The sequence below is a fragment of the Demequina sediminicola genome (assembly GCF_000975055.1).
GTDB lineage: Bacteria > Actinomycetota > Actinomycetes > Actinomycetales > Demequinaceae > Demequina > Demequina sediminicola.
This window is the reverse complement of the sequence record NZ_BBRB01000001.1, coordinates 769,955-796,701: the sequence shown is the minus strand read 5'-3', so window position 1 is coordinate 796,701 and position 26,747 is coordinate 769,955. Positions and strand designations below refer to the sequence as shown.

Below are 26,747 nucleotides of genomic sequence, written 5' to 3'. Positions count from 1 at the left end.
ACCGTGGAGCCTGTGGGAATCGAACCCACGACCTCCTGCTTGCAAAGCAGGCGCTCTACCAATTGAGCTAAGGCCCCTTGTTCATCACAATAATACGTGATTCACAAGCCTCGGTGAACATCATCCCAGATGTCACGCTCCGAGTTTGCTGCCACTATCTTACACGCGACAGCGACTGCGGAAACCAGCGCTACAACTACGACAATCTTTTTCATTCGTCCACCTCGGTGGGCCCAGGAGGACTTGAACCTCCGACCTCTTCGTTATCAGCGAAGCGCTCTAACCGCCTGAGCTATGGGCCCTTTTCGCGGCGACTGCCGCGGCGACCAACCATACCCCAAGAAAAGCGTCCATTCCAAACTGACCTTGGGGAGGCCGTCGATGGTGCGGTTTAGTCGTCCGTCAGAGTGACGTATACGCCGCCCACGATCGAGGAAACGATGTTGTAAAGGAACGCCACGACGGCACTGAGGGCAGTGAGCAACACGACGTTCACCACGGAGATCAGCACTGCAGCGGACAGCCACTTATCGAGGTCGTAGAACTGCTGCAGGTTGAGTGTCTCTTCGCCTGTGAACAGGTCCTGGATCCACTGGTCGGCAAGAGCGAACAGGCCCATTCCGTTGAGGACGCTCCAGAGGACATAGACCGCCACAACGGTCATGATGCCCACAGCAATGGACAGCAGGAAGCCGATCTTCAGAGCGGACCACGGGTCAACGCGCGAGACGAGGACGCGTGCTTTACGAGCACCGCCCTGCTGACGCGTCGAACTCATGTCGTCGCCACTGAGCAGGTCTTCCTTGGCCTTGGCCGCGTATCCCTTGACCTTGCCAAATCCTGCACCCACGGAAGACGTGAAACCTGCTCCCGCCGCGGGGGCGGTGGGCTGTTCGTCCGTAGCGGGGTTGGAGTCTCCTGTGAAGCCCTGCGGCTGACCTGAGGTCTGCGGCGGGCGCGAGGTGTGCTGGGGAGCGGAGGTCGGGGCTGAGTTTGCGCCCGGTGCGCTAGGACGTGTCGTGGGAGCCCACGCAGGGTGGCCCTGCTGGCTGACAACGGGCTGCTGGCCCGAGATGGGCTGGCGCGACACGACTGGCTGCTGTCCTGTCGTGGGTGCAGTGCCCTGAGCCTGTGGCTGCGCCGGAGTGCGCATCGATGAACGCGTGGGAGTGCTTCCCGAAGGAGTGGCACCCGTCTGCGGCGCAGAATTCGCGGAGCGCGGAGGAACGGAAGGGGGAACGTTGGCACGGGACGCGGCGTGTTCACCTGACGTCGGTGCAGACTCACCTTGGGGGGTGAATGTCTGCCCAGTTCCGGGTGCGTTGCGGTCGTCCGCGGTCATGCAATCTCCTCCACGTATCTCACGCCGGTTCAGCGTGAGCCAGACCCCAGGGTACTTCAGGCGCGACGGTACCTGAAGTGCTAGTCCCCAGATTTCTCTGCTAGGCCCACTAACCTGTCACACATGAGCACCGCACAGGTCACCCCCGAGACCGAGTCCATATGGTCGCGCATTGCCACAAGCGCCAAGGCAATTCCGGTGACGTTGGCGCTGTCTGCCGTCCTCGTCATCGTAGGTATCGCCACTCAGGCGCTATGGACATCAGCGGAGTCGCTGGGGCTCGTTGACTCCTGGGGTTGGGGTGAACAGGCTTTTGAAGAGGGCCGATGGTGGACTGTCCTGACGGGCCTGCTCATTGCCCCCACACCATGGATGTACCTCCTGATACTTCCGCTATTCATTGCCGGTGGCGGGTACATCGAGCGGTACTACGGCGCTCTCAAGATGCTCGCAGTGACACTTGGTACTCACATTGCAGCTGTGTTTATTGTGGCGGGCGTGTTCTGGCTCCTGCGCGACGCTGGCTTGCCCTGGGTAGACACTCTCTCCAGGGTCTCCGACGTAGGTATGTCCAATGCTGGTTTCGGTGCGCTGGGCGCCGCGACTGCGGCGATGTCAGTCGTGTGGCGCAGGCGCATCCGTCTCTTTGGCTCGATCTACGTCGTCATGATGATCATGTGGGCCGCCGAAGTGTGGGACTTCACCCATGCGGCCGCATTCTTTGTGGGTCTCGCAATTGGCCCCTGGGTCGTTGGCCGTGCCTACGAGAAGTGGTCCGTTGAATACGGCACGCAAGAAGTCCGCGACACGGTGGCAACACTGCTGACAGTCAATGCCGCTCACAGCCTCCTGAACCACGTCTGGCCAGGTGAGGGCGGCGTCCTCGACTTTGGTCACCCTGAGGTACCTACGGCAACGCTGCTCAGCGACCTTGGTCTGGCGATCTTGGGCTTCCTGTTTGCGTATGCCGCCCACCGAGGCAGCCGCTTTGCATGGTGGTGGATCACACCAGTCGCAGCCATCAGCGCCGTGGGCGGCACCCTGGTCCTCATCGCTGATGGACTCACCCCAAGCATCGTCTTCAGCACGATGATCGAGTGGGTCCTGGTAGTGCTCCTCCTCACGGGCCGTCGCCACTTCCGAGTGTCTGGAGCTCAGGGTGTGCGCTCCAAGATCTTCCTGCGCATCGGACTTGCCGCCATCGTCACGCTCGTCTTCACGACGGGAATCATCATGACCATGGATGGCAGCTTCGAAAGCGAGCCCACGCTCAGCGAAGCCGTCACCACTTCGCTGGTCCGCATGGTCGGTGATTCGCCGGCTGGTCTCCAGCCCGCAACTACCGGAGCCAGCGTTGTCCTGGGGACGGTCAGTGTCATTTGGTGGGCCATCATCGCCGCATCCGTTGCGGGATTGCTGTTGACCACCCGTCGACCTGAGGATGACGAGCACGCGCGCGAGCGCTTTATCGAGTTGCAGACCAATGGCGACACCATGACGTCGGTGGGCTACATGGCGCGCTGGCCCGGAATCCACCACTGGAAGTCTGATGACGAGAGTGCCGCGTGGGGTTACACCGTCAGCTTGGGTACGGCGGTCGTGTTAGGAGACCCGGCTGGTGACCGTGACTCCGTGGTGGCGAATGCCGGTGGCTTTGACGAGTTCTGCCGCGCTCGTGGCTGGCGCGTCGCGTACTTCGCAGCAAGCCCAGAGTTGACTGCTGCCATGGCACCATCAGGGTGGAAGGGCATTCAGGTCGCCCAAGACACGGTGATTGACCTTCCCAAACTGGAGTTCAAGGGCAAGTCCTGGCAGGACGTGCGCTCGGCTGTCAACCGCGCGAACCGCGAGGGCATCACGATGAAGTCCTTCCACTTGGCCGATGCTCCCCGCGGGCTACGTGACCAGCTGGAGGCGATCGAGGCTCAGTGGACTGCAGACAAGTCGCTGCCTGAGATGAAGTTCACTTTGGGCACGCTCGAGGAAGCCATGGACCCCAACGTGTTGATGCACGTGGCGGTGGACGAGGATGGCACGGTGCACGGCATGACGAGCTGGATGCCCGTGTACCGCGATGGTGCGGTGTCTGGGTGGACGATCGACATCATGAAGCGGCGTCTCGATGACGATGCCATGAAGGGCGTCATGGAGTACCTCATCGCGGCCTCTGCCATGGAGTTTAAGGAGGACGGGTACACCTACGCGTCGCTGTCCTGCGCACCACTGGCCTACGCCGACGAGGTTGATTCCTCCATCGAGAAGTTGCTCGATACGTTGGCCGACAAGATGGAGCCCTACTACGGATTCGCAAGCCTGGAGCGGTTCAAGGAGAAGTTCAAGCCTCACCACACACCCATGTCGCTGCTGTACCGCGACGAGGCCAAGCTTCCGGCCATCGCACTGTCCATAGGCCGCGCGTACCTGCCCGATGCCACGGCTGCGGACCTCGCGAAGGCGGCCATCAAGCGCGACTAGCCCCACCCCACTGAAGCAACCAGCCCCACCCCACTGGCACTACGAACCAAAGGTGTGGCCAACACGCCGGCGATCCACCGGCATCGGCCCTGCTCCACGGCGTGGCGCGCGAGCCACCGGTTCGTAGTGTTGAAGGGCTGGGAGGAGAGGCGCGCGAGCTACCGGTTCGTAGTGTTGACCCGCTAGACGGAGAGGGGTGCGAGCCACCGGTTCGTAGTGTTGACCCGCTAGACGGAGAAGGATTCAACCTCAGACGCGCAGAAGGCCGGCCCCACACGGGACCGGCCTTCTGTCTTTGGTGTGTCACTCACGGGCCGCCACCATCACGCGGCCCGAAAGGGGACGTTATGCGTCCGTGGGCTCCCACTTGGTGCCGGGCTCGCCGGCCTCGTTCGGAGCACCCTCGGCTTCGAGGTTGGCACGCAACTTGGCGCCAAGGTCAGCGTCCACGTTGGTCCAGTACTGAACGGCACGTTCGCGGATGTCATCAGACTTCACGGCACCCACGTGTCCGGTGATCTGAGCGAGGAAACGCTCCTTCTCACCATCGTCGAACACGTCGCGGTAGAGCGTTCCGGCCTGACCAAAGTCGTCGTCCTCGGAGTGCAAGGTTGCGGCAGCGCGGACCATTTCGCCGTCGTTGCCCCAGTTGCCTGCGTCACCGGCACGGTCTGCGTCGGCGTGTGCGCCACCGCGCGAGTTCGGTGCGTACACAGGGGTGTCGGGCGACGAGAAGGAGTAGCGCATTGAGCCGTCCTTCGAGTACGAGTGTCCGTTGCTGTCCGCTGCGTGGGGAGCGTTGACGGGCAGATCGGAGTGGTTGGTACCCACGCGGTAACGGTGTGCGTCAGCGTAGGAGAAGATGCGTGCCATGAGCATCTTGTCCGGCGACGGGCCGATGCCGGGCACGAAGTTGCTCGGCGCGAAGGTGGCCTGCTCGATCTGAGCGTGGTAGTTCTCGGGGTTCTTGTTGAGCTCCATGATGCCGAGCTCGATGCGGGGGTAGTCAGCCTTGGGCCACACCTTGGTGAGGTCGAAGGGGTTGAAGCGGTAGTCCTTGGCGTCCTCGTAAGGCATGATCTGGACGGAGACCTTCCAGCGGGGGAAGTCGCCTTGGTCGATGTGCTCGTAGAGGTCACGGATGTGGACGTCGCCGTCGGAGCCTGCCAGCTGTGCTGCTTCGTCGCCCGTGAGGTTGTGAACGCCCTGCTCGGAGATGAAGTGGTACTTCACCCAGAAGCGCTCGCCTTCAGCGTTGATCCACTGGTACGTGTGTGAGGAGTATCCGTTCATCTCGCGCCACGAACGGGGGAGGCCGCGGTCACCCATGAGCCACGTGACCTGGTGTGCCGATTCAGGCTGCAGGGTCCAGAAGTCCCACTGCATGTCGTTGTCGCGCAGGTGTGAGCCGGGAAGGCGCTTCTGCGAGCGGATGAAGTCGGGGAACTTGATGCCGTCACGGATGAAGAAGGTGGGGGTGTTGTTGCCCACCATGTCGTAGTTGCCCTCAGTGGTGTAGAACTTCAGGGCGAATCCGCGGGGGTCGCGCCAGGTGTCGGGTGATCCGGCTTCGCCGGCGACGGTGCTGAAGCGAGCGAGCATCTCGGTCTCGACGCCCGGCTGGAACAGTGCAGCGCGGGTGTACTTGGCGATCTCGGGGTTGGTGACGGTGAGGGTTCCGAAAGCGCCGCCGCCCTTGGCGTGGACCACGCGCTCGGGGACACGCTCACGGTTGAACTGTGCAAGCTTCTCGACCAGGTAGTGGTCGGTAAGTGCAGTCACGCCGTCGTTGCCTACGGTCTGCGAGTGCTGGTCTGAGGGCACGGGGGCGCCAGCGTTGTTGGTGGTGAACTTTTCAGTCACGGTGAACTCTCCTTCATTTCTTCAAGCAGGGACGATGCTGGGGCAGGGGATGCGTCCGACTGGCAGTCGGCGCACACCCCCCAAAAAGTGACCTCGGCTTCCGTGAGGTCAAAACCATGGGTGGTGTTGGGCGTGAGGCAGGGAGCGTGACCGGTGACGCAGTCGACGTCCGCGATCGTGCCGCAGCGTTGACACACGATGTGATGGTGGTTGTCTCCGACCCGCAGTTCGTACAGAGCGGGGTGCCCTGCTGGCTCGATGCGGCGGGCAAGTCCCGCAGTGGTGATGTCGGTGAGGACGTTGTGAACTGCCTGACGGGAGGTACTGGGCAACACTGCTGCAACTGCAGCGACGATGCTGTCGACGCCACTGTGGGGGTGCTCGCCAAGTGCGATGATTACGGCCTGGCGAGTGTCAGTAACGCGCAACCCGGCTTCCCGCAGCATTGCTGCGGGTTCGGGGAGCACCTCTGTTGTCATGTCACCTAGAGTACGCCGCTCTTTTGACGCTGTCAAAACTCGGACGTTCGTCCCGACCTGCCGCTAGGCCGGTCGAGGTGGGCTGTCTCGCACCGTGTTGATGGACTCCACGGTTTCAGCCACATCGACAAGGCGGTAGAGACCAAGACCGTAGTAGGACTTCTGACCTTCCGTGGTCTCTTTGACGTTACTACGCCCCGCACACCGATCGTCGCCGAACACGACAGTGATAGAGCCATCCTCATTTCGGTCCAGTTTCGGTCCAGTGCAGACGATGCAAGGCAGGGCTCTTCGATATGCAGCCAGCCCCATTGAGTCGTACTTGGTCACAGAGAAGTAGCCGGTGTGCTCGCAGTCCAAGGGCGGCTCTGGGAATGGCCACTCGTTGCCCCCGGAAGCAGGCATCATTCCCTTGAAGTATTGGGCGTGCTCGGGAGGAAGTCCGGTCCAGCCAAGGCGTGATACCAGCGTGTGCAGGAACGGTTCCGTGCTCTCAGTCGTTCCGAAGCACTTACTGAAGTCGGCCTGTGCGACACTGGGCGTACACGTGTGTGCCGGAGGACAGATCCGCATTTCGGATCGTCACACGCTCGCCGGAGGGCAACCCGTAGCCAACACCACTCCGGTCGATGGGTGGGGGACCCATAGTGCTCCAAAGACAATGCTGTCCATGGCTGCAAGTTGTGCGTCGCGAGCCACAGCTGCCGCGCAAACACGGGAGAGGCCAGGATCCTCTCACGGCTGTACAAACAGATCATCACTCGATTGGACATCACCGTGGCACCAGGAGGGGACCAAAAAGTCATCGCCAGGCGTGATTGCAGGGGGCATGTCACGTCCCCGGCTCTGTAGGCGCTGGGCACTGCATCGATGCTTCCCTACCCTCATCAAAACTCGACACCGTCACAGCACACAACACCTCATCACCCGATGGCTCAACAAAGGTGTACTCACGGGTTTCAGCGAACGCATCGGCCCAAAAGACGACCCTCCAGAAAGTGCGTTCCGTTTCCTCTGTAGCCGTGAGTCCGTATTCACCTTCTAACTCGTCGAGCACGGGTGCGGCAATTGCTTCAATCTCAGCGTCACGCTCTTCACGCAACCCTTCGTAGTACCGATTTCCGGCACCATCAACCAGCCAGGCCATCAACATCAACACCGGAATTGCCACAAACGCAATCAGCCACCGCCGCCCCTGAGCAACACTCACCTCACGAGGTTTCGACCACGGCCACATCGCTCTCGCCAACGGCGCAACAAACATCCACACCGCAACAATCACCAGCATCAACACCACTACTTCAGGCCAGGTGAAATCCGGCTCTTGAACGGCTGGAGGAACCTCCGGAACTGGAACCCCCCACACCACACCCATCAACGGAGCGCCAACCTCTCAGGCGCGGCACGCATCTCTGACTGGCCGGTGATCCACGCGGGAAAGTCGAATCCCGTCGACGTGGTCTCGGCCACCATGGAACTGAGGCCCGCAGTTGACTGTCCCCCAGCAACTGCCAGCGACTCGGCGTAAGTGTCCAAGGCCGTGCCCGCCGATGCGTAGCGGGACTGCACATCGTTCAGGTGACCACGCACTTCTTCCTCACGTTCGCGCAACGCAGAGACGGCATCGGGTTGATGTACATCTAGGGTCTCGATGTCCTTAAGTGAACCCGATGCATTTTCGATAGCCACCGCAAGGGTCGAACAATGCGCTGCACCATTCTCGATCGTCACCGGGTTGCCAGGGACGGGGTTCTCCCCCGAGGTCAATGGAACCCACGTGTATGGCGACGCCACGATACTTTTCCCCCTTGAGTGCTGCCGCAAGCTCGGTGTCGACTTCACTGGAAGAGTCGCCACACTGCGTACTTACCTCGGCTAGGTTCGCGACGGACTCGAGCATCTTTGCACGGGTGTCATCCCATCCGTTCGCGAAGTGACGAATTTTCCCAGCCAACCCCTCGTGGCCAATGGCATCTGCGATTGTATTGTAAGTCGGTTGAAGCGCCCTGACCTCCTCTCCTGAGGACCCGCATGCCCCTGATCGTGCCCGTTTTCCTGGCCATCGGCACGTTTTCCATGCTGTAGCGATCCATCGCATCGGGAGCTCCGGTGGCTTTGGCCATTGAAGATCATGGGATTGACGTGTGGCTCAGCGGTGACGCCCCGGCCTTCACATTGCCGCGGAACACCGTCACTCAAGTAGGGGCAGCCCGATCTGAGGGGACAGCGGGGCAAGAGATGGTGATCATCGCCACGAAGGTCAGGGGGATCGCCGTCATCGAGTTCGGCCCCTGGTTAGCGTGGGCGAAACGGAGCCAGGCGTCACTCGACCCGATCGCATTGGACGCGCACGCTGCCCTCAAGGCGCTTCGCGACTACCCACAGCCCTAAGTCGCTAAGCCCACTGGCCCCGTTCGATGAGCAGATCCTTGAGGATATCGGCCCGGTCAGTGACGATGCCGTTTACGCCCATCGCCAAGAGTCGCACCATGGCGCTACGTTCGTTGACGGTCCAGACGTGCACCTCTTTCCCTGCCTCATGAGCAAGGCGCACGTGCTTGGGATAGAGCAACGGCACGTTGCCCCGGCGCCAGGGAATCTGTAGTGCGTCGACATCTCCGATGGTCGCCTCAGCACTCCCGCCAACGAACGACCCAATCCACCATGCGATCGCTTCGCGCTGGGACGCAGACCGTGCGACGGGTTTGCTGAGGAGCCGCAACGTTGCGCGACGGCGTGCGGCATCAAATGACCCGACGCACACGCGGTCGTGAGACTTCGTGCGCTCAATCGCCTCCGCTACAGGGCCGACGCCGGACATTCCTTTGACGTCGATGTTCACCTTGACGTCGGGCCATGCGGACAACACGTCTTCCAGCTTCGGCACCGGTTCGATTCCGCCGATGCGCGCGACTTTGACGGAATCCCAGGTCCGTTCTGCGACAAGCCCGGTGGCATCGGTGGTGCGGTCGAGCGTCTCGTCATGGAGTGCAACCGCGACTCCGTCGGATGTTCCGTGCGCATCCGTTTCGAGGTACCGATACCCCAGATCGACGGCATTTTGGAATGCAGTCATCGAATTCTCGAGGCCGTCGAGCGAGAAGCCCCGGTGCGCAAGTGCTACCGGGTGCCCGCCATTATCGAAGTACGGATGACTCATTCAACAACTGTATCCATCCACGTCGCCACCGTCGCGAGATAGGTCTGGCGCGGTTCAGGGCTGGACAGCGAAAGGTCGTGCATCGCACCTGCGACTTCACTCATCTGTACGCGCGGCCCCAGTTTGGGTCCGTACTCACGCATGGGCACCACATCAACCACGGTGTCTTGGGAGTCGACGCGAGGGTTGTCGAACTTGTCTGGGCCCGAAGAGTCGGCGTGGGCCAGCAACACGGGGACCTGGATGTCGAGGCCCTTGGCGATCCGGCGTCGAGCGGACACCGTTGCACCAAGCCATCCTGCCGTCGCAGGCTGTCCCGACGATCGCTTCCAGTCGTCGCGGAATACCCACTTGCCACCATCGGCTGCAGCCAAGCGTTGTGTGTACACCGTGGGTGCAGGGTCCATGACCCAGCGCGGGGCGATAGCGCCGATGATCGGCGTGAGTTCGATTCCGGCGGCCTTCCACCCGTGCAGTTGCAGACCAAACAATGGGCTGTTGAGGATGACGCCAGCGAGATTGGGGTGGCCGACGTCGTTGGCCCAGATTGCCGCTCCGAGCGCGCCCGTGGAGTGAGAGTGCACGATGACGGGGAGGTCTCCCGCGTCGGCTATCGCCGCATCGATGGCCGCAGAGATGTCCTCGCCGACTTCAGCAATATCGGTGAAGTGGTGGGGGATATCGCCGGGCTGGATGGAGCGACCGGCCCGCCGCATGTCTACGGCATAGAAGGCTGCCCCGTTCTCAGTGAACGCATCGGCAAGGTGTGTTTGGAAGAAGTAGTCATTGCGACCATGGACATGGAGCGCGATGGCTCGCGGAGATTCCGGTCTTTCCACGCGGCGCACCAGGGTGCGTGCCACTGTCTCCTTGCCAACCTGGGCAGTTGGTAGCGGCGCGGCTTCATAGCCGTCGAGGATGTCTGCGGACCAAGAAAGTTCAGGCGTCGTCACAGTTCATGAGCCTAGTGCGCCTTGGCTGATCACTTGTCAGGCGCGTGGCCTCCAGCATTGAGTGCGGGTCATCGGCACACTAGTGACATGACCGACCACGACGAGGTGCTCCCCCTGTCCACCGATGCTCCGCCACCGGTGGTCGAGGTGCCGCGGGGGAGGGTGTGGGCTTGGGCTCTGTGGGATTGGGCGACGCAGCCGTTCAACTCGGTGATCATCACCTTTGTCTTCACGGCGCTGTATCTGACATCTGACGCGTTCATCGATCCCGCTATTGCTGCACTTGGCGAGGATGACCCGGCATACAAGGCCGCTATCGACAACCTCACCTCGGGCTTGGGGTGGGGTATCACTGCCGCGGGTGTGTTGGTCGCGTTGCTCGCGCCGGTCTTGGGGCAAAGGGCCGATGCTTCGGGCAAGCGCAAGGCTTGGCTGGGCGCGATGACGCTGATCCTGGTGGCGTGTGTGGCTGGCTTGTTCTTTGTCGAGGCAGCTCCGCAGTACTTCTGGCTTGGTGTCGCGCTGATTGCTGTGGGTTCGATTGTGGGTGAGATTGCAGGCGTCAACTACAACGCGATGATCGTTCAGGTGTCGACGCCCCGAACCATGGGCCGTGTCTCCGGACTTGGCTGGGGCCTGGGGTACATGGGCGGCATCGTGGCGCTCGTCATCGTCGTGCTTTTGGACGCCTTCTCTTGGTTCGGCATGGATACGTCGAACGGCATGGCCTACCGGCTGATCGCGGTGGGTTGCGCGGTGTGGACCCTAGCGTTTGCATGGCCCCTCTTTGCGTTTGTGCCCGAGTCCAAGGCCTCCATTCGTGAACCTGTGGGCCTGATCGAGGGGTACAAGGTTCTCTTTGGAGATCTCAAGACGCTGTGGCACTCGGCGCGCTCCACACTGTGGTTCCTGCTGTCCTCTGCGGTCTATCGCGACGGCTTGGCGGGAATCTTCACCTTTGGCGCAGTGATTGCCGCAGTGTCCTTTAGCTTCTCGGACAGCGAGGTGATGATTTTTGGCATCGCTGCAAACCTCATCGCCGGAATCTCCACGTTCATTGCTGGTCGACTCGATGACCGGGTGGGTCCACGCCGCGTGATCCTCGTGGCGCTCGGGGTGGTCGTCCTCGCGGGAGTCACCATCGTGGTGCTGCACACGTCGGGCACCATGGTGTTCTGGGTCTGTGGACTCTTGCTGTCGGCAATGGTGGGCCCGGCTCAGTCCGCTTCGCGATCGTTGCTCGCCCGCGTTGCACCGGCCGGCCATGAATCCGAGATCTTTGGCCTTTACGCCACGACCGGACGTGCCGCATCGTTCATGGCACCCGCGATGTGGTCACTGTCCATTGCGCTGTTTGGTGCGACCATTTGGGGCACGCTCGGCGTGGTTGCGGTGGTGCTCGCCGGCATGATCATGCTGCTGTTCGTCCGCACCCCCGCGGACCGTCCCACCACCGCATAGCCACAAGCGGCATCAACGACAAGAGCCCCGCCCTGGCCTCGAAGTGAGGTTGGGGCGGGGCTCGTGTGCGTGAAGCCTCGAGGGTACTTACTCCTTGGCGTCCTCAGAGGCGTCCGCGGCACCATCGTCAGCAACCTCGGCAGCGGCCTCGGGAGCCTGATCCGTGGTGCTGTCGGTTGCGGCTACTGTTCCCTCAGCCGGCGCGCCGTCGGTGACAGCCTCGTCGCCTTCCTCCGCGGCAACTTCCTCGTCGAGCTTACGTTCCACGTTGCGCGCAATGCCGATGATCTTGTCGCCCTTCGCTGGCTTCGCGAAGATGACGCCCATCGTGTTGCGGCCCTTGGCTGGAACTTCAGTGACGGGGGAACGCATGACCTTGCCGGACTCCATGATGACCAAGACCTCGTCGGTCTCGTCCACCAACAGTGCGCCCACCAGATCGCCGCGCTCATCAGTCAGCTTGCCGACCTTCACGCCAAGACCACCGCGGTGCTTGGCATCCCAAGCCGATGCCGCGGTCCGCTTGGCGTAACCAAGTTCGGTGACGACGAACGAGTACGGGCCGTCGGAGACGGTGATCTCGTCACCATCGGCATCGGTGACGGTGCCATCGGCTTCAGTGCCCTCTGGAACATCGGCCGGGATGACGTCCATCGACAACAGATCGTCGTCATCGCGGAACTTCATACCGCGGTTACCCGAGGTCGAGCGACCCATGGGGCGTAGTTCCTTGTCATCGGCGTGGAAGCGAACCGACTGCCCCTTGCGGGACACCAACATCAGGTCGTCTTCTGGAGCCGCGAGGCGAGCTGCCACGAGCTCGTCCGGACGGCTCTGGCCGTCCTCACCCTCAACATCCTTGAGGTTGATCGCAATGAGCCCTGCGGAACGGTTGGAGTCGTAGTCCTCCAGACGCGACTTCTTGACCAAACCACGCTTGGTAGCCAGCACCAGATACGGCTTGTCCTCATACGAACGGAGGTCAAGCACCTGGGCGATCTCCTCGCCAGGCTGGAACGCCATCATGTTGGCAACGTGCTGGCCCTTGGAGTCGCGGCTGCCATCCGGGAGTTCGTAACCCTTGGCACGGTAGACGCGACCAAAGTTAGTGAAGAACAACAACCAGTGGTGTGTGGTGGTCACAAAGAAGTGCTCCACCATGTCGTCGCTACGTAGCGTTGCGCCACGGATGCCCTTACCGCCACGTTTCTGCGCACGGTACTGGTCCGAACGCGTCCGCTTGGCGTAACCACCGCGGGTGATCGTCACAACGATCTCTTCCTCGGCGATCAGATCTTCCACGTCGACGGAACCGTCGAAGGGTGAGATCTCGGTGCGACGCTCATCGCCGTACTTCTTGACGATCTCCGCGAGTTCCTCAGAGATGATGCTGCGCTGACGTGGCTCGGAAGCGAGGATGTCCTTCAGGTCATCAATCTCGGCCATCAACTTGGCGTAGTCGGCTTCGATCTTCTGACGTTCCAGTGCGGCCAGGCGGCGCAACTGGAGGTTGAGGATCGCATTCGCTTGGATCTCGTCGATATCCAGCAACTCGATTAGGCCCTCGCGGGCTTCATCGACAGTGGGGGAGCGACGGATCAGCGCGATGACCTCATCAAGAGCATCAAGAGCCTTGACGTAGCCGCGCAAGATGTGAGCTTCACGCTCGGCCTCACGCAGGCGGTACACCGTGCGGCGCTGAATGACATCGATCTGGTGGCTGATCCAGTGACGGATAAACGCGTCGAGCGGCAGCGTGCGAGGCACACCGTCAACGAGCGCCACCATGTTGGCGCCGAACGTCTCTTGCAACTGGGTGTGCTTGTAGAGGTTGTTGAGCACGACCTTGGCGACCGCGTCGCGTTTGAGCACAATGACCAGACGTTGGCCGGTACGGCCCGAGGTCTCATCACGGATATCCGCGATGCCGGAGATCTTGCCTTCCTTGACCAGCTCCGCGATCTTCAGTGCGAGGTTGTCAGGGTTGACCTGGTACGGCAGTTCGGTGACGACCAGGCACTGGCGCCCCTGGAGTTCCTCGACATTGACGATCGAGCGCATCGTGATCGATCCACGCCCGGTGCGGTATGCCTCGTCGATGCCGCGGCGTCCAAGAATCTGTGCACCGGTGGGGAAGTCGGGACCCTTGATGCGCTGGATCAGCGCCTCGAGGAGTTCGTCCTTGGTTGCTTCAGGGTGCTCGAGTGCCCACTGGGCACCTTCCGCAACCTCGCGCAGGTTGTGCGGCGGAATGTTGGTAGCCATTCCGACGGCGATACCGGCGGAACCGTTGACCAACAGGTTCGGGAAGCGTGCGGGCAAGACCACAGGTTCCTGGGTCCGGCCGTCGTAGTTGTCCTGGAAATCGACTGTTTCCTTGTCGATATCCCGAACCATCTCCATGGCGATGGGCGCCATACGGGACTCGGTGTAACGGTGAGCGGCCGCAGGGTCGTTTCCTGGGGAGCCGAAGTTTCCCTGACCATCCGCGAGTGGATAGCGCAACGACCAGTCCTGCACCATACGCACCAAAGTGTCGTAGACCGCAGAGTCACCGTGCGGGTGATAGTTACCCATCACTTCGCCGATGATGCGGGTGCACTTGGAGTAGGCGCGGTCAGGTCGGTAGCCGCCGTCGTACATCGCGTAGATCACGCGACGGTGCACGGGCTTCAATCCATCGCGGATGTCCGGGAGAGCTCGACCAACGATGACGGACATCGCATAGTCGAGGTAGGACTGCTGCATCTCGACATTGAGATCGATCTGGTCGATCCTGCCGTGGTTGTGGACCTCAGATGTCAAGGAACCTCACGTCCTTCGCGTTGCGCTGGATGAAGTTACGGCGCGACTCGACGTCGTCGCCCATAAGGATGGAGAAGGTTTCGTCCGCGAGGGCGGCGTCTTCCATGGTGATCTGCAAGAGGGTGCGGGTCTCGGGGTTCATCGTGGTGTCCCACAGTTCCGAGTAGTCCATCTCGCCTAGACCTTTGTAGCGCTGGATGCCGTTGTCCTTGGGAATCTTCTTGCCGTTGGCAAGGCCTTCCTTCAGCACGGCATCGCGCTCACGGTCGGTGAACACGTAGTCGTGATCCGCGTTCGTCCACTTGAGCTTGTACAGCGGGGGCTGAGCCAGGTACACGTAGCCAGCCTCGATGAGTGGGCGCATGTAGCGGAACAGGACCGTAAGCAACAGTGTGCGGATGTGCTGTCCGTCAACGTCAGCATCGGCCATCAGCACAATCTTGTGATACCGGGACTTTTCAAGTTCAAACTCGTCGCCAATGCCAGAACCGAACGCAGTGAACAGTGCCTGGATCTCGGTGTTTCCGAGTGCACGGTCAAGGCGCGCACGTTCCACGTTCAGCACTTTTCCGCGCAGCGGCAAGATTGCCTGTGTGGCAGGGTTCCGACCGCGAACTGCGGAACCACCTGCAGAGTCACCCTCGACCAGGTAGATCTCTGAGATGCTCGGGTCCTTCGAAGAGCAGTCGCGGAGCTTTCCGGGCATGCCGCCGGACTCCAACAGACCCTTGCGGCGGGTTGCTTCACGTGCCTTACGTGCTGCGAGACGAGCCTGCGAGGCCTGGAGGGCCTTACGGATGATCTCTTTGGCCTCGTTCGGGTGCGAGTCAAACCAGTCAGCGAGCTGCTCACCAAAGACCTTCTGGACGAACGTCTTGGCCTCGGTGTTGCCCAGTTTGGTCTTGGTCTGGCCCTCGAACTGTGGCTCGCCCAACTTGACGGATATGACGGCGGTCAAGCCTTCACGGACGTCGTCCCCGGTGAGGTTGTCGTCTTTGTCCTTGATGAGTCCCTTGTCACGGGCGTAGCGATTCACCAGCGACGTCAGCGCGGCACGGAATCCTTCTTCGTGCGTTCCACCTTCGGTGGTCGCGATGGTGTTGGCGTACGTGAAGACCGATTCGGCGTAGCCGTTGGTCCACTGCATCGCCATTTCCAGCGAGATCTTCTTGTCCGTATCCTCAGCTTCGAGGGAGATCACGTCAGCGTGAACGAGGTCGGCCTTCTTGGCATCGTTCAGGTGAGTGACATAGTCAACGAGACCACCCTCGTACTTGTATGTCACTGAACGGGACGTCGGGGCGTCGTCATCACCTTCGGTCTCGAGCTCATCGCTGGCAGACGCGTGTTCGGGACGTTCATCGATCAGCGTGATGGACAGTCCCTTGTTGAGGAACGCCATCTGCTGGAAGCGAGCGCGCAGAGTCTCAAAGTCGTATTCGGTGGTCTCGAAGATTTCCGGATCAGCCCAGAACGTCTGCTGCGTTCCGGTGTCCTCTGTAGCTTCACCCTTGATCAGGGTGCCCTGTGGCTTACCGCCGTCGGCAAAAGTTTGGTTCCACGTGAAACCTTGGCGACGGACCTCGGTCTCCACGCGGATCGATAGTGCGTTCACCACGGAGATACCGACGCCGTGCAGACCACCGGACACCGCGTAACCGCCGCCGCCGAACTTACCTCCGGCGTGCAGGATTGTCATGACAACCTCAACCGTGGGCTTGCCTTCGGTGGGGTGCATGTCGACGGGGATACCGCGACCGTTGTCTTGAACGCGGACTCCGCCGTCTTCAAGCAGGGTCACGCTGATCGAGTCGCAATAGCCGGCGAGTGCCTCGTCTACAGAGTTGTCGACAACCTCGTACACCAGGTGGTGCAAGCCGCGTTCACCGGTGGAACCGATGTACATTCCCGGGCGTTTCCGCACGGCCTCGAGGCCCTCCAGGACGGTGATGTTCTCGGCACCATACGCAGGCTGCGCCTCGGGCGCGTCATTCTGGGCCACAGATATTGCCTTTCACGGGACTGACGCGGCCTCAGACGGGACGCGATGTATTCCCGTCTATTCTAGCGCGTTCTAGGGCCATTCTGTGAGTGCTGGGCGGTATTTCTGCATGTGCCGCTCCAGCTAATTTTCGAACCCTCACCCGTAGGTGTCTCTAGGGCCCCTTCCCTTGACCGTACGCGGACCACGCTTCCAGGAACGTGCCGTCGGCCCCAGAATTTTGAGATCCCTCACAATCTCCCGGCCAAACTCCTCATTGATGCGGTGCCGGATATCGCCATTCATCATGTGCAGCTGCGTCGCCCATGCCGTTGACGAGGCGCGAACGGTCAGCACTCCCTCATCAAAACTCAGCGGCTCACACTTGTCCGCGATCTGATCGCCCACGACTTCACGCCATCGGCCAATCACGGAGGACATCTCAACTTGTTCAGTCCACCCCATGCGGCGCATCAGCGCCGTCACGGCATCGGACATCGCGAGTGGGTCACGACCAGCAGCGAAGGGTCGTGAGTCCCGCCGTTTTTCTTCGCGCTTTTCGCGGGCAACACGGGGGGAGGTCCGGTAGGCGCCGCGTTGCCGGGCCGATGCGCGGGCTCGCTCCATCGCTTGACGCGCCAGGTCTGCGCCAGAAGTGGATGGGTCGACGGGAGTGTCAGGTGAACCAACGTCGTCAGTCGGTTCGGACTTGTCTTCAGTCACGGGTTGACTCTCCAGCACTGGTGACGTGACCGCGCGTCACTTCAAGGACCTCGCCGCGAAGTTCCGCCGGAACATCCTCTGCGACCGCCGCGGTGATCAGCACCTGGCTCGCCTCAGACAACCGGTCAGCCAAAGCGGACCGCCGCCCGGAGTCCAACTCCGCGAAAACATCGTCCAGAATCAGCACAGGTTCGCCGTCGTCTTCAGCATCAGGACCGTCATCAGCGGTGAGTGCCTCATACGAGCCGAGTTTGAGAGCCAACGCACACGACCAACTCTCCCCATGACTGGCGTAACCCTTTGCGGGAAGATCGCCCAACGTGATCGTCATATCGTCCCGATGGGGACCCGCCAGCGACACTCCACGGTCAATCTCCCGTGGGCGCAACTCCTGCATTTGCTGCAACAAAGCAGCACCAAGGTCAGCAGCGGAGGGAACATCGGAGTCTGCCCCAGCGGTGGCAGCGAGATCCAGCGATGTCGAGTACGCAATCGTGCACTCGCCGCCCTCAGGAGCAACCGCCGCATATGCAGCCGTGACATGCGGAGCAAGATTCTTTAACGCCGCGAGCCGAGCCGCAACAATGCGACCGCCAAGTTCCGCGAGCTTCTCATCCCAGATATCCAGCATTGTGAGATCGCCACGCGCATTCTTCGCGGTCTTCAGCATCGATGATCGCTGCCTCAGAACGCGGTCGTAATCGCTCATGTCACCAGCAAGACGAGGTTGGAAAGACACCACGATGTCGTCCATGAAGGTCCGCCGACCACCAGGATCTCCCTTGACTAGCGCCAAGTCCTCAGGTGCGAACACCACGGTGCGCAGCGTTCCAACAAGGTCGCGAGGCTTTGCCTGAGAGCGGCCAATGCGCGCCGTATTGGGCTTTCCGGCGTTGAGCGATACCTCGAGCGCCAGCGAGCGGCCCGACTTTTCCACCCGTGCACGGACCACAGCCCGTTCAGCACCCGCGCGAATCAATGGAACATCAGTGGCAACGCGGTGCGAGGACAGGTGCGAGAGGTACCGTACCGCCTCGACCACATTCGTTTTTCCCTGGCCGTTGCGCCCCACGAGCGTGCTCACGCGCGGGCCAAACTCGATGTCCGCCAGCTCGTACGAGCGGAAATCAACCAGGCTCAGATGCGTGACACGCATGTCCTACGAGGGAATGCGAATGGGAACGAGCAGGTAGCGGAACTCCGCTGCCACGTCGCCGTCCGGCTTGGCAAGCCCCACGAACTCCACGGGCTTTGAGTCCTGCGTAAAGCCCAAGCGCACGTACTCACTACCCAGCGCGCCTAGGCCATCAAGCAGGTACTGGGGGTTGAATGCGACTGTGATCGCGTCACCTACCAGGTCGCATTCGATGGATTCCGATGCCTGTGCATCGTCCGTTTGACCGGCGTCGAGACGCACTTCACCTTCAGAGAAAGCGAGGCGAACAGCGGAGTTGCGCTCGGCAACGAGGGCCACACGGCGCGTCGCCTCGATGAGCTCGGTCGTCTTCACCACAGCGGTGATGGGGCTTTCATCAGGGAACAAGCGGCGGACCTGTGGGTAGTCGCCATCGAGCAGCGTCGAGGTCGTCACCAAACCGCCGGCCTCGAAGCCCACGAGGTCAATGCCTTGACCGGAGCTGAGAGCGAGGGTTACTTCGCCAGCGCCAAGAGCCTTCGACGTGTCGCTCAAAACCTTGGCCTTGAGAAGCGCGACCGAGGAAATGTCGGACTTGGAAGGCTTCCACGAGAACTCACGCAAGGCGAGTCGGTAACGGTCAGTGGCGAGAAGCGAGATGTTTGAGCCCTCGATCTCCACACGCACACCAGTCAAAATCGGCAATGTGTCATCGCGAGATGCTGCGGAGGTGACCTGGCTGACGGCTTGCTGGAACGTCGCTCCATCGAGCACGCCTGAGTGTTCCGGCAACTGAGGCAGCGCTGGGTACTGATCAACGGGCATCGTCGCCAACGTGAAGCGTGACGCGCCGCACTTGACCGACACCTTGGTGCCCTCGAGCGAGAACTCGACCGGCTTATGAGGAAGAGCGTTCGCGATCTCCTTCAACAGGCGACCAGACACGAGTGCCTCTCCGGCATCGTCCACGTCAGCGGGGAATTCACCGCGAGCCGAGACCTCGTAGTCAAAGCTCGACAAACGGACGGTGCCCTGAGCATCGGCTTCAATCCGGACCCCAGCCAGCACAGGCACAGGGGGACGTGCCGGCAACGCACGTGACGTCCAGGCGACGGCATCCGCGAGTACGTCGCGGTCGACGGTGAATTTCATCTCGAACTCCTCAGATTCTGTCGGACAGACTACGCCACCACACGGCTATGACAAGTGGACATGACGGGTGGCGGCGCGGATCGGTCGGAACTCAATGAAGGTCAGCATGTGGATGGGTGGAAGAACAAGAGTGAGTAGTTGTCATAGGGCCCGTGGAAACTGGGGATAAACGACAAAAATCCTGGTAGATCTGAAAAAGTTGTCGTGAGGACCTTGGGGAGCGACCCCTGGAGAAATGACAAGTTCACGTGGACAGTCACTGGCCGTTCACATGGAACGTGTAGTTCTTCACATTTCGTTCACGTGCGCTCCCCGTCTGTATCCACGGGTCTCCACAACTTTTTCCACAAGTGTGAAATGCGCAAATCTCCCCAAAATTTGGGTCCAGAGAGGTGTGGAAGACGGTCTAGGCGCGGCGCTGCTGCTTGATGCGCGCGTGAATCTCGTTGACCTGGTTGTACATCTGACGCCGCTGAGCGATCTGATCCTCAACCTTTTTCACCGAGTACATGACGGTGGTGTGGTCGCGCCCACCGAAGTTGTCACCGATCTTGGGCAATGAAAGATCAGTGAGCTGACGGCACAGATACATGGCGATCTGGCGTGCTGTCACGTACACGCGTGAGCGACTCGTGCCGACAAGCTCTTCCATCGAAATACCGAAGTAGTCCGCGGTGATACCGATGATCGAAGACGCAGTGATCTCGGAGTCGTCGTCAGAGATGAGGTCCTTCAGCACCACCTGTGCGAGCGACAGGTCAACGGGCTGCTTGTTGAGAGCAGCGAACGCAGTGACTCGGATCAACGCGCCTTCGAGCTCACGAATATTGCTCGTGATGTTCGACGCGATGTACTCCAACACGTCCGAGGGGGCCTGAACATCATCGGCTGCAGCCTTCTTGCGCAGAATCGCGATGCGTGTCTCGAGGTCCGGTGGCTGAACATCTGTCATGAGGCCCCACTCAAAGCGGGTGCGCATGCGTTCTTCGATGCCATCGAGGTTGCGTGGGCTGACATCGGACGTGATGACCACGTGCTTGCCTGCATTGTGCAGGGCATTGAACGTGTGGAAGAACTCCTCGAGGGTCTGCTCCTTGCCCTGGAGGAACTGGATGTCATCGATCAACAACACGTCGACCTCGCGGTACTGGCGCTTGAAGCTCAACGAACGGTCATCACGGATCGAGTTGATGAAGTCATTGGTGAACTCCTCGGAGTTCACATAGCGCACCCGAGTTTGTGGCTTGAGGTGACGGGTGTAGTGGCCAATCGCATGGAGGAGGTGAGTCTTGCCCAGCCCGGAGTCTCCGTAGATGAAGAGCGGGTTGTAGGTCTTACCAGGAGATTCGGCGACGGCGAGGGCGGCCGCGTGGGCGAATCGGTTCGACGAACCAATCACGAAGGTGTCAAAGGTGTAGCGAGGATTGAGATGTGGGTCTTCAACCTCAGCGGGCGCAGGCTTGGAAGGGGCCGATGTCGTGACTGGGCGGGCAACACTGACGTCGTCGTCCTCTTGGGCGACCGGCTGTGGGGGAGTGACCGACGCGTCGACAGTCACGGCAATACGTACGTCACGGCCGAGTGCTTCTGACAACGCAGCTGTCAGGCCCGGCCTGAGCGTCGATTCCACATAGTTCTTGGTGAAGTCTTCGGCAACGGCGAGGAACACGTTGTCTTCAACGATTGCCAAGGGCTTGATCAGACGGATGAACGACTGTTGCTGTGCCGTGACCGTATCGTCTTGGGACAATCGGGATGTCGTTCGAGCCCAGATGGCTTCGATCGAATCCTGATCTTTGTCGTCCGCCATCAAGTCCTCCTCTGACGCGTGTTTATCCCCACAGTTGTGCACAGGTGGTTGATAGCGTGTCACGCATTCGTTACCCGGTATCGGCGTGTCGCTCCCAAACGAGCGCTGCCGTGTGGGGGAGCCTATCTTGTTCACCGACGTGAACCAATTGGTTCTCCACGGATTTGACCCGCGCCACATGTGCGCGTAGCGTTAGTGCGCTGATTTACTCAAGCCCCAACGAACGTCATGGAGTACCCCGTGAGCAAGCGGACATACCAGCCGAACAACCGCAAGCGCGCTAAGACGCACGGCTTCCGCCTGCGCATGCGGACGCGTGCCGGCCGAGCAATTCTCGCTACGCGTCGCCGCAAGGGCCGCGCAAAGCTGTCGGCGTAAGGTGCTTCCGGCCACCCATCGAATGTCGTCGGCTGCGGACTTCCAGTCCGTGATGCGCCGAGGCACTAAGAGTGGCCGGTCCACCGTCGTCGTCTATATCAAGCAAACCGGCAATGCTTCGAGCATGGCCGGTTTCGCTGTATCCAAGGCCGTGGGAGGTGCCGTGATTCGCAACCGCGTCAAGCGTCGTTTGCGTGCCATCATGGCTACCCTTCTGCCGACGCTTCCTCAGGGAACGTCCGTAGTTGTCCGGGCCCTCCCTGCGAGCGCATCGGTAGATTACCAGGGACTTTACTCTGATGTTCACGGTGCCCTGCGGTCGGCAATGCGAAAAGCAGTGACCGCATGAACTCGCGTTCCCTCGGCCGCGCTGTGCTGAGTGTTCCGAGATACACCCTCATCGGAGTGATCCGTTTTTACCAGCTGGTGATCTCACCCCTGACGGGACCGCGCTGCAAGTACTACCCCTCGTGTTCTCACTACGGACTCGCGGCAGTGCGCGAACATGGCGCACTCGTCGGATTCGTTCTCGGTGCATGGCGTGTACTGCGTTGCAATCCGTGGAGTCACGGCGGCGTCGATGACGTACCTTTGCGTGGCGAACCGCTCTTCCGTCGACAGTCCTCAACTTCCCCTGAGGCCGCGGCCTCGCTCGTGCAATCGTAAGGATCTCTGAAGCGTATGTTTGATACGATCATGTACCCGCTTGAGTGGTGTGTGGCGAACATCATGGTGCTCTGGCACTGGCTGTTCACTGCAATGGGACTCGAGTCAGACTCAGGCGCGGCCTGGTCGCTCGCAATCGTGGGACTCGTTGTCACGATTCGTATTCTGCTCATTCCCCTGTTCGTCAAGCAGATTAAGTCGCAGCGCGCTATGCAGCTGTTGGCGCCGGAGATGAAGCAGATCCAGGCCAAGTACAAGGGCAAAAAGGATCAGGCATCTCGCGAAGCGATGCAGCGCGAAACCATGGCGCTGTATGCCAAACACAAGACAAATCCGTTCTCATCCTGTCTTCCAATTCTGGTTCAGGCACCTATCTTCTTCGCGCTGTTCCGAGTGCTGAACTACCGCATCGAAGGTGTCGACGAGGCCAAGCCCATTGGACTCTTGACCACTGAACTTGCCGTGGAAGCACACGATGCAACACTGTTCGGCGCCAAGCTTTCCGACACGCTCGTGGGTCAGTGGGGCTCGGGGAACCCTGCTCCCATCATCGTTTCGATCGTTCTGATCATCATGATGGTGGCAACGACGTTCACCACCCAGCACCAGATCACGCGTAAGAACATGCCCGCCTCGGCGCTCGAAGGACCGATGGCTCAGCAGCAGAAGGTACTGATGTACGCACTGCCCTTTATCTTCGTGATCACCGGTCCGAACTTCCCTGTGGGTGTGCTGATCTACTGGACCACGACCAACTTGTGGACCATGGGACAGCAGTACTACGTCATCAAGCGCAACCCGACGCCGGGGTCAGCCGCCGCACTCCAGTTGCAGGAGAAAAAGGAAGCAAAGGCGCGCCGCAAAGGTCAAGTGATCGAGGCAGCAAGCGAAGACGTCACAGACGAGTCCGACTCGAAGAAGAGCGGCCAGCGCCAGCAGCCAAAGAAGGGTGCACCTCGTTCACAGCGCAAGAAGGGCGCTCCTTCAACTGATCCAAAGAACTCTTCACCAGACGCATCGGAGGACTCAGAGTCCTCCGACACCAAAGACAAGAAGGACCAAGATGACTGAGAACACCAAGGACAGCCTTGAGGCCGAGGGCGACATCGCCGCGGATTTCCTCGAGGAACTGCTCGACATTCTCGACATGGATGGCGACATCGATATTTCTGTTGAGGCGGGGCGCGCGAAGGTCGCCGTAGTTTCGGAAGGTCCTAACCAGGATCTCAAGAGGCTGGTGGGTCCCGACGGAGAAGTACTCGATGCTTTGCAGGATCTGACTCGGCTCGCAGTTCAATCGGAAACAGCACAACTGAGCCGACTGATGCTGGACGTCGCGGACTTCCGCGCAGGCCGCAAGGAACGTCTGGCCGAGCAGGCGCGTACTGCCATTGGTGAAGTACGCGAGACGGGACAGAAGGTTGCCCTCGAACCCATGAACGCCTTTGAGCGCAAGGTCGTTCACGATGTGGTGTTGGAAGCGGGACTCTCGTCGGAGTCTGAGGGAGAAGACCCCAACCGTCACGTGGTGGTTCTTCCCGCTTCGTAGTCTTAGTCTGTTTCACGTGAAACATCGTCTTAGGTCGGCGTTTCACGTGAAACATGCGCGGTGAATACGACAGCGACAGCTGCAGAGTGACCTGTACGCGAAGTGAATGAGTAAGGGATCAGAGGGAGGGAATCCGATGAGTGAAAACGAGGAAGTGCCCGCCGAGTTGCGCACACTTGCGAACGACCCTCTTGAAGGTGATCCCGCAGTCGCAGAGTTCTTCGGTGACTCTTTTGAACGAGTAGAGTCGTTTGCGAATCTGCTTGCCGACCAAGGAGTGTTGCGTGGGCTGATTGGTCCTCGCGAACTTACTCGTATCTGGGAACGTCACATTCTGAACTCTGCTGCGGTAGTTCCCTTTCTTGGCACGGGCACCATCGTCGATGTCGGCTCGGGTGCAGGTTTGCCCGGGCTAGTCATTGCAGCGATGCTGCCTGAGCGCACCGTGGTTCTCGTTGAACCCATGGAGCGGCGGACCGCCTGGCTGTTTGAGGCGGCTGAGCGATGTGGCATCGACAACGCCATCGTGGTGCGCGGTCGTGCTGAAGAGGTTCGCGAAAGCGTTGAAGCTGATGTGGTCACTGCGCGTGCCGTAGCCTCGATCGACAAATTAGTGAAGTGGTGTGCTCCGCTGCTGTCCGACCAGGGCTCCATGGCTTTCCTCAAAGGTCGTTCGGCACCGGACGAACTTGAGCGAGCGAAGTATGTTTTGCGACGCGCCGGCCTTGTGGGGGAGGTTCATGACGCTGCCACGCTCGCTAGCGTTGAGCCCACAACGGTTGTGACGCTCACACGAGCCTAAACTCCCCAAATTCCACTCCGGCGGATGTGCTAGAAATCGCTCAGAATCGCTCTCACACAACTTTTTGGCTCGAAGTCGCGCGGTTCGCATGCTCACGATGGCTTGAATTGCGGCTCTGAGAACTGACGGCAGACCACCGTGCGCCCGTGAGGCGACTCAGCTGAGTCCTGGAGGTGAGCCACGTTTGCCTCAGAACTGGATTCCTCGTCTGTGCGAGACTCGGATTTGGGGGCCGGTTGGGGTTGGTGGTCTGTTCGCGTTGGTGGACCGTTCGATTGAGAGACTGCGTGTTGGGGTGAGACTTTGTGTGGGGTGAAGCTTCGCGTGGGGGAGATGGCTCGGGTTCGAAGAACTCGTCTGAGGAGAACGTGCGAGATTCGCGGTAGGAATCCCTGGTCCGTTGATGCCGGGATTCCACGTTGGCACTTCTTATCGTGACCCCGGGATGTGGCGATCCCGGAACAACTCAGTTGTCTGAACCTTCATGCGGGATATCTCGACGCGTGCAATGTCGGGGTCGTCGTCCGATGGCACACATCGTAGGACAGGTCGCAAGCGTTGACGGTGCATGCGTGGAGGATGGGTGCATAGAAAGTGGAAGCATGGAGGGTAGCTGCGTGGAGGTTGCCTGCATGGACCGGTCGTGTGCGGCGACGTGATTCCTCCGGTGTGGTCAAGTCGTTGTTGTTGAGCCAACTGTTCAACGTCTGCTCGGGTATGCCGAGATACATATTTGTAGGGCCCGCGTATTGCAGAGCAACGCAGCGTGAGCACGCGGCCCTCGGTCGGCAGTTGCTCGCGTCTTCATTTGTCGGACAGGTATGTAACGCCGGGGGAGTGGCTACAGGCGAGTATCGCGAATCAACTCCGTAGCGTGCTGCTCATGGGATTCGACGCAGCGTGCGCACCGATAAAGGTGTGCGAGCTACGCCCCCATCATTGCGGTGGCCCGACGTGGTGCCGCCACGTGTCTTCCACTACCTGAGGTGTGAAGGTGTGCGGTTCATGGTGTGTGGCTTTCACACGGGCGCAGGCGCTAGGGCCCTCGGTAATGAAGAGCGCTTGACATCGTGGCAAAAGCAAAGGGAAGGTGGGGCCCGATGTAGTCGAGCGAGGTGACAGTCGGGGACATGATTCGTGGCGGGTAGTGCGGACTCGCGCCGAATCATGTTGATGTTGTTCACAAAGTTATCCACAGGCATTTTGTGCGTAAACCGCTAGTTATGCACCGAGTTCTCCCCAGGAGAAAGGTGGCACCTGGATGCTCTACATATCAAGTGTGACCTCAGCGTGACGTGGTCGCAGTCACCAGAATGTTGCGCCCGCGCCCCACTGCTTGACGCTAATCTCGCGTTGCTTGAGTTGGCCCTCCCGGGCCCCAGCGAGGCACCTTGAAAGCAGGTCACGGATTCTTTCGCGGACGGGATCAACTTCGAGTCAGTTCTTGGTTTCACGTGAAACATGAATCGTTGCCCACGCCGTGCTGCACGGGGATGCCCTAGAGCCGTGGCGACCCGTGGCCCACGTGATGGCAATGCCATATTCACTAGGGGCAAGGGTAGTCGACCTAGGGGAGCGCGGGTATCGACATGGGTAGACGGGGCGCCGGCGCGCAGGTGTTCAGGCTTCTCCGCGGGGATGGAGGTGTCACGAACGACGGCGGGTGCGCCACTGGTGGATTTGGTCGGCAAAGAGTGGGTGTGGTCTTTGACCCACAGAGGGAGTCCTGACTGACGGAGAGCACAGCGAGCCCGGATGGAACGGCAAGCGCTCATGGAGATAGGTGATGTGTTTCACGTGAAACAGTCAGACCACGTTATCCCTACGCGTGCAAAGGCGCTGCAATGAGGATGGGTTGCGACCCAGTGGGAACCCGGTCTGGTCTAGCGGGTTGGCGCCCCCTGTCGTGATCTGAACCTGGAGCAATTGGCACCGGAGACAGATTAGTATGGGACAGGCGACCGTAAGCGTGGCACAGCTCCAAGGTGGAGTGCCCGCGAGTGGGAGGTATCG

Annotated in this window: 22 protein-coding genes and 2 tRNA genes; 9 read left to right on the top strand and 15 right to left on the bottom strand. The window is 60.6% G+C overall.

Annotated elements, in window-relative coordinates; all coding sequences use genetic code 11:
* Positions 1–4: 4 nt before the first annotated feature.
* The 3 genes from AOP79_RS03740 to AOP79_RS03730 form a co-directional block, all read right to left on the bottom strand.
* Positions 5–77, bottom strand: a tRNA-Ala gene (locus AOP79_RS03740).
* A 151-nt stretch (positions 78–228) separates the two neighbouring features.
* A tRNA-Ile gene (locus tag AOP79_RS03735) sits at positions 229–302 on the bottom strand.
* Between the two features lie 89 nt (positions 303–391).
* On the bottom strand, positions 392–1,342 hold the full coding sequence (locus AOP79_RS03730; protein ID WP_062070541.1) for a DUF3566 domain-containing protein: 951 nt from the start codon (positions 1,340–1,342) through the stop codon (positions 392–394).
* Between the two features lie 123 nt (positions 1,343–1,465).
* On the opposite strand from AOP79_RS03730, the gene AOP79_RS03725 reads away from it, so the two are divergent.
* Entirely contained in the window at positions 1,466–3,817 is a 2,352-nt protein-coding gene (locus AOP79_RS03725; RefSeq protein WP_062070539.1) for a DUF2156 domain-containing protein, read from the top strand.
* Between the two features lie 345 nt (positions 3,818–4,162).
* Here AOP79_RS03725 and AOP79_RS03720 read toward each other — a convergent pair whose 3' ends face one another.
* From AOP79_RS03720 to AOP79_RS03700, 4 genes are all read right to left on the bottom strand, one after another.
* A complete protein-coding gene (locus tag AOP79_RS03720) occupies positions 4,163–5,680 on the bottom strand; it encodes a catalase (RefSeq protein ID WP_062070537.1) in 1,518 nt (505 codons plus the stop codon).
* Positions 5,677–6,159, bottom strand: a complete 483-nt coding sequence (locus tag AOP79_RS03715; RefSeq protein WP_062070535.1) for a Fur family transcriptional regulator — start codon at positions 6,157–6,159, stop codon at positions 5,677–5,679. Before AOP79_RS03715 ends, AOP79_RS03720 begins: the two co-directional genes overlap by 4 nt.
* 832 nt (positions 6,160–6,991) lie before the next feature.
* Positions 6,992–7,534: a hypothetical protein gene (locus AOP79_RS03705; RefSeq protein ID WP_062070531.1), complete on the bottom strand. Its 543-nt coding sequence runs from the start codon at positions 7,532–7,534 to the stop codon at positions 6,992–6,994.
* Positions 7,534–7,953: a hypothetical protein gene (locus AOP79_RS03700; RefSeq protein WP_062070529.1), complete on the bottom strand. Its 420-nt coding sequence runs from the start codon at positions 7,951–7,953 to the stop codon at positions 7,534–7,536. The genes AOP79_RS03705 and AOP79_RS03700 overlap by 1 nt, the downstream gene beginning before the upstream one ends.
* Positions 7,954–8,268: 315 nt before the next feature.
* On the opposite strand from AOP79_RS03700, the gene AOP79_RS03695 reads away from it, so the two are divergent.
* Positions 8,269–8,550 (top strand): hypothetical protein, encoded by a 282-nt coding sequence (locus AOP79_RS03695; protein ID WP_152647985.1) that lies wholly within the window; start codon positions 8,269–8,271, stop codon positions 8,548–8,550.
* Positions 8,551–8,554: 4 nt separating this feature from the next.
* Here AOP79_RS03695 and AOP79_RS03690 read toward each other — a convergent pair whose 3' ends face one another.
* Together AOP79_RS03690 and AOP79_RS03685 are read right to left on the bottom strand one after the other, a co-directional pair.
* Positions 8,555–9,319, bottom strand: a complete 765-nt coding sequence (locus tag AOP79_RS03690; RefSeq protein WP_062070525.1) for a glycerophosphodiester phosphodiesterase family protein — start codon at positions 9,317–9,319, stop codon at positions 8,555–8,557.
* Positions 9,316–10,272: a serine aminopeptidase domain-containing protein gene (locus tag AOP79_RS03685; RefSeq protein WP_062070523.1), complete on the bottom strand. Its 957-nt coding sequence runs from the start codon at positions 10,270–10,272 to the stop codon at positions 9,316–9,318. The genes AOP79_RS03690 and AOP79_RS03685 overlap by 4 nt, the downstream gene beginning before the upstream one ends.
* An 87-nt stretch (positions 10,273–10,359) precedes the next feature.
* Here AOP79_RS03685 and AOP79_RS03680 point away from each other — a divergent pair, with 87 nt between their 5' ends.
* Positions 10,360–11,733, top strand: a complete 1,374-nt coding sequence (locus tag AOP79_RS03680; protein ID WP_082093324.1) for an MFS transporter — start codon at positions 10,360–10,362, stop codon at positions 11,731–11,733.
* Between the two features lie 87 nt (positions 11,734–11,820).
* Here AOP79_RS03680 and gyrA read toward each other — a convergent pair whose 3' ends face one another.
* The 6 genes from gyrA to dnaA all read right to left on the bottom strand — a co-directional run bounded on the left by gyrA (position 11,821) and on the right by dnaA (position 21,339).
* A complete protein-coding gene (gene gyrA / locus AOP79_RS03675) occupies positions 11,821–14,481 on the bottom strand; it encodes a DNA gyrase subunit A (RefSeq protein WP_082093374.1) in 2,661 nt (886 codons plus the stop codon).
* Positions 14,482–14,527: 46 nt separating this feature from the next.
* Positions 14,528–16,540, bottom strand: a complete 2,013-nt coding sequence (gene gyrB, locus AOP79_RS03670; protein WP_236683202.1) for a DNA topoisomerase (ATP-hydrolyzing) subunit B — start codon at positions 16,538–16,540, stop codon at positions 14,528–14,530.
* 138 nt (positions 16,541–16,678) lie between these two features.
* Positions 16,679–17,242: a DciA family protein gene (locus AOP79_RS03665; RefSeq protein WP_062070510.1), complete on the bottom strand. Its 564-nt coding sequence runs from the start codon at positions 17,240–17,242 to the stop codon at positions 16,679–16,681.
* Positions 17,235–18,398, bottom strand: a complete 1,164-nt coding sequence (recF, locus tag AOP79_RS03660; RefSeq protein WP_062070509.1) for a DNA replication/repair protein RecF — start codon at positions 18,396–18,398, stop codon at positions 17,235–17,237. The genes AOP79_RS03665 and recF overlap by 8 nt, the downstream gene beginning before the upstream one ends.
* 3 nt (positions 18,399–18,401) lie before the next feature.
* Positions 18,402–19,529, bottom strand: coding sequence for a DNA polymerase III subunit beta (gene dnaN / locus AOP79_RS03655; RefSeq protein ID WP_062070507.1), 1,128 nt, complete (start codon positions 19,527–19,529; stop codon positions 18,402–18,404).
* Positions 19,530–19,935: 406 nt separating this feature from the next.
* Positions 19,936–21,339: a chromosomal replication initiator protein DnaA gene (gene dnaA / locus AOP79_RS03650; protein ID WP_062070505.1), complete on the bottom strand. Its 1,404-nt coding sequence runs from the start codon at positions 21,337–21,339 to the stop codon at positions 19,936–19,938.
* Positions 21,340–21,579: 240 nt separating this feature from the next.
* Here dnaA and rpmH point away from each other — a divergent pair, with 240 nt between their 5' ends.
* From rpmH to rsmG, 6 genes are all read left to right on the top strand, one after another.
* Positions 21,580–21,717, top strand: coding sequence for a 50S ribosomal protein L34 (rpmH, locus tag AOP79_RS11555; RefSeq protein ID WP_082093373.1), 138 nt, complete (start codon positions 21,580–21,582; stop codon positions 21,715–21,717).
* 22 nt (positions 21,718–21,739) lie between these two features.
* Positions 21,740–22,066, top strand: coding sequence for a ribonuclease P protein component (rnpA, locus tag AOP79_RS12075; RefSeq protein WP_062070503.1), 327 nt, complete (start codon positions 21,740–21,742; stop codon positions 22,064–22,066).
* Positions 22,063–22,383, top strand: a complete 321-nt coding sequence (gene yidD, locus AOP79_RS03640) for a membrane protein insertion efficiency factor YidD (protein WP_062070497.1) — start codon at positions 22,063–22,065, stop codon at positions 22,381–22,383. Before rnpA ends, yidD begins: the two co-directional genes overlap by 4 nt.
* A gap of 15 nt (positions 22,384–22,398) precedes the next feature.
* Positions 22,399–23,454: a membrane protein insertase YidC gene (gene yidC / locus AOP79_RS03635; RefSeq protein WP_082093322.1), complete on the top strand. Its 1,056-nt coding sequence runs from the start codon at positions 22,399–22,401 to the stop codon at positions 23,452–23,454.
* Positions 23,447–23,932, top strand: a complete 486-nt coding sequence (locus AOP79_RS03630) for a Jag family protein (RefSeq protein WP_062070495.1) — start codon at positions 23,447–23,449, stop codon at positions 23,930–23,932. Before yidC ends, AOP79_RS03630 begins: the two co-directional genes overlap by 8 nt.
* A 136-nt stretch (positions 23,933–24,068) precedes the next feature.
* On the top strand, positions 24,069–24,734 hold the full coding sequence (gene rsmG / locus AOP79_RS03625; protein WP_062070493.1) for a 16S rRNA (guanine(527)-N(7))-methyltransferase RsmG: 666 nt from the start codon (positions 24,069–24,071) through the stop codon (positions 24,732–24,734).
* Positions 24,735–26,747: the final 2,013 nt, after the last annotated feature.

Coding starts and splice junctions, on each gene's coding strand:
- AOP79_RS03730 (WP_062070541.1), bottom strand. CDS start 1,342: ATGACCGCGGACGACCGCAACGCACCCGGAACTGGGCAGACATTCACC.
- AOP79_RS03725 (WP_062070539.1), top strand. CDS start 1,466: ATGAGCACCGCACAGGTCACCCCCGAGACCGAGTCCATATGGTCGCGC.
- AOP79_RS03715 (WP_062070535.1), bottom strand. CDS start 6,159: ATGACAACAGAGGTGCTCCCCGAACCCGCAGCAATGCTGCGGGAAGCC.
- AOP79_RS03705 (WP_062070531.1), bottom strand. CDS start 7,534: ATGGGTGTGGTGTGGGGGGTTCCAGTTCCGGAGGTTCCTCCAGCCGTT.
- AOP79_RS03690 (WP_062070525.1), bottom strand. CDS start 9,319: ATGAGTCATCCGTACTTCGATAATGGCGGGCACCCGGTAGCACTTGCG.
- AOP79_RS03680 (WP_082093324.1), top strand. CDS start 10,360: ATGACCGACCACGACGAGGTGCTCCCCCTGTCCACCGATGCTCCGCCA.
- gyrA (WP_082093374.1), bottom strand. CDS start 14,481: ATGCAGCAGTCCTACCTCGACTATGCGATGTCCGTCATCGTTGGTCGA.
- recF (WP_062070509.1), bottom strand. CDS start 18,398: ATGCGTGTCACGCATCTGAGCCTGGTTGATTTCCGCTCGTACGAGCTG.
- dnaN (WP_062070507.1), bottom strand. CDS start 19,529: ATGAAATTCACCGTCGACCGCGACGTACTCGCGGATGCCGTCGCCTGG.
- dnaA (WP_062070505.1), bottom strand. CDS start 21,339: ATGGCGGACGACAAAGATCAGGATTCGATCGAAGCCATCTGGGCTCGA.
- rnpA (WP_062070503.1), top strand. CDS start 21,740: ATGTCGTCGGCTGCGGACTTCCAGTCCGTGATGCGCCGAGGCACTAAG.
- yidD (WP_062070497.1), top strand. CDS start 22,063: ATGAACTCGCGTTCCCTCGGCCGCGCTGTGCTGAGTGTTCCGAGATAC.
- yidC (WP_082093322.1), top strand. CDS start 22,399: ATGTTTGATACGATCATGTACCCGCTTGAGTGGTGTGTGGCGAACATC.
- AOP79_RS03630 (WP_062070495.1), top strand. CDS start 23,447: ATGACTGAGAACACCAAGGACAGCCTTGAGGCCGAGGGCGACATCGCC.
- rsmG (WP_062070493.1), top strand. CDS start 24,069: ATGAGTGAAAACGAGGAAGTGCCCGCCGAGTTGCGCACACTTGCGAAC.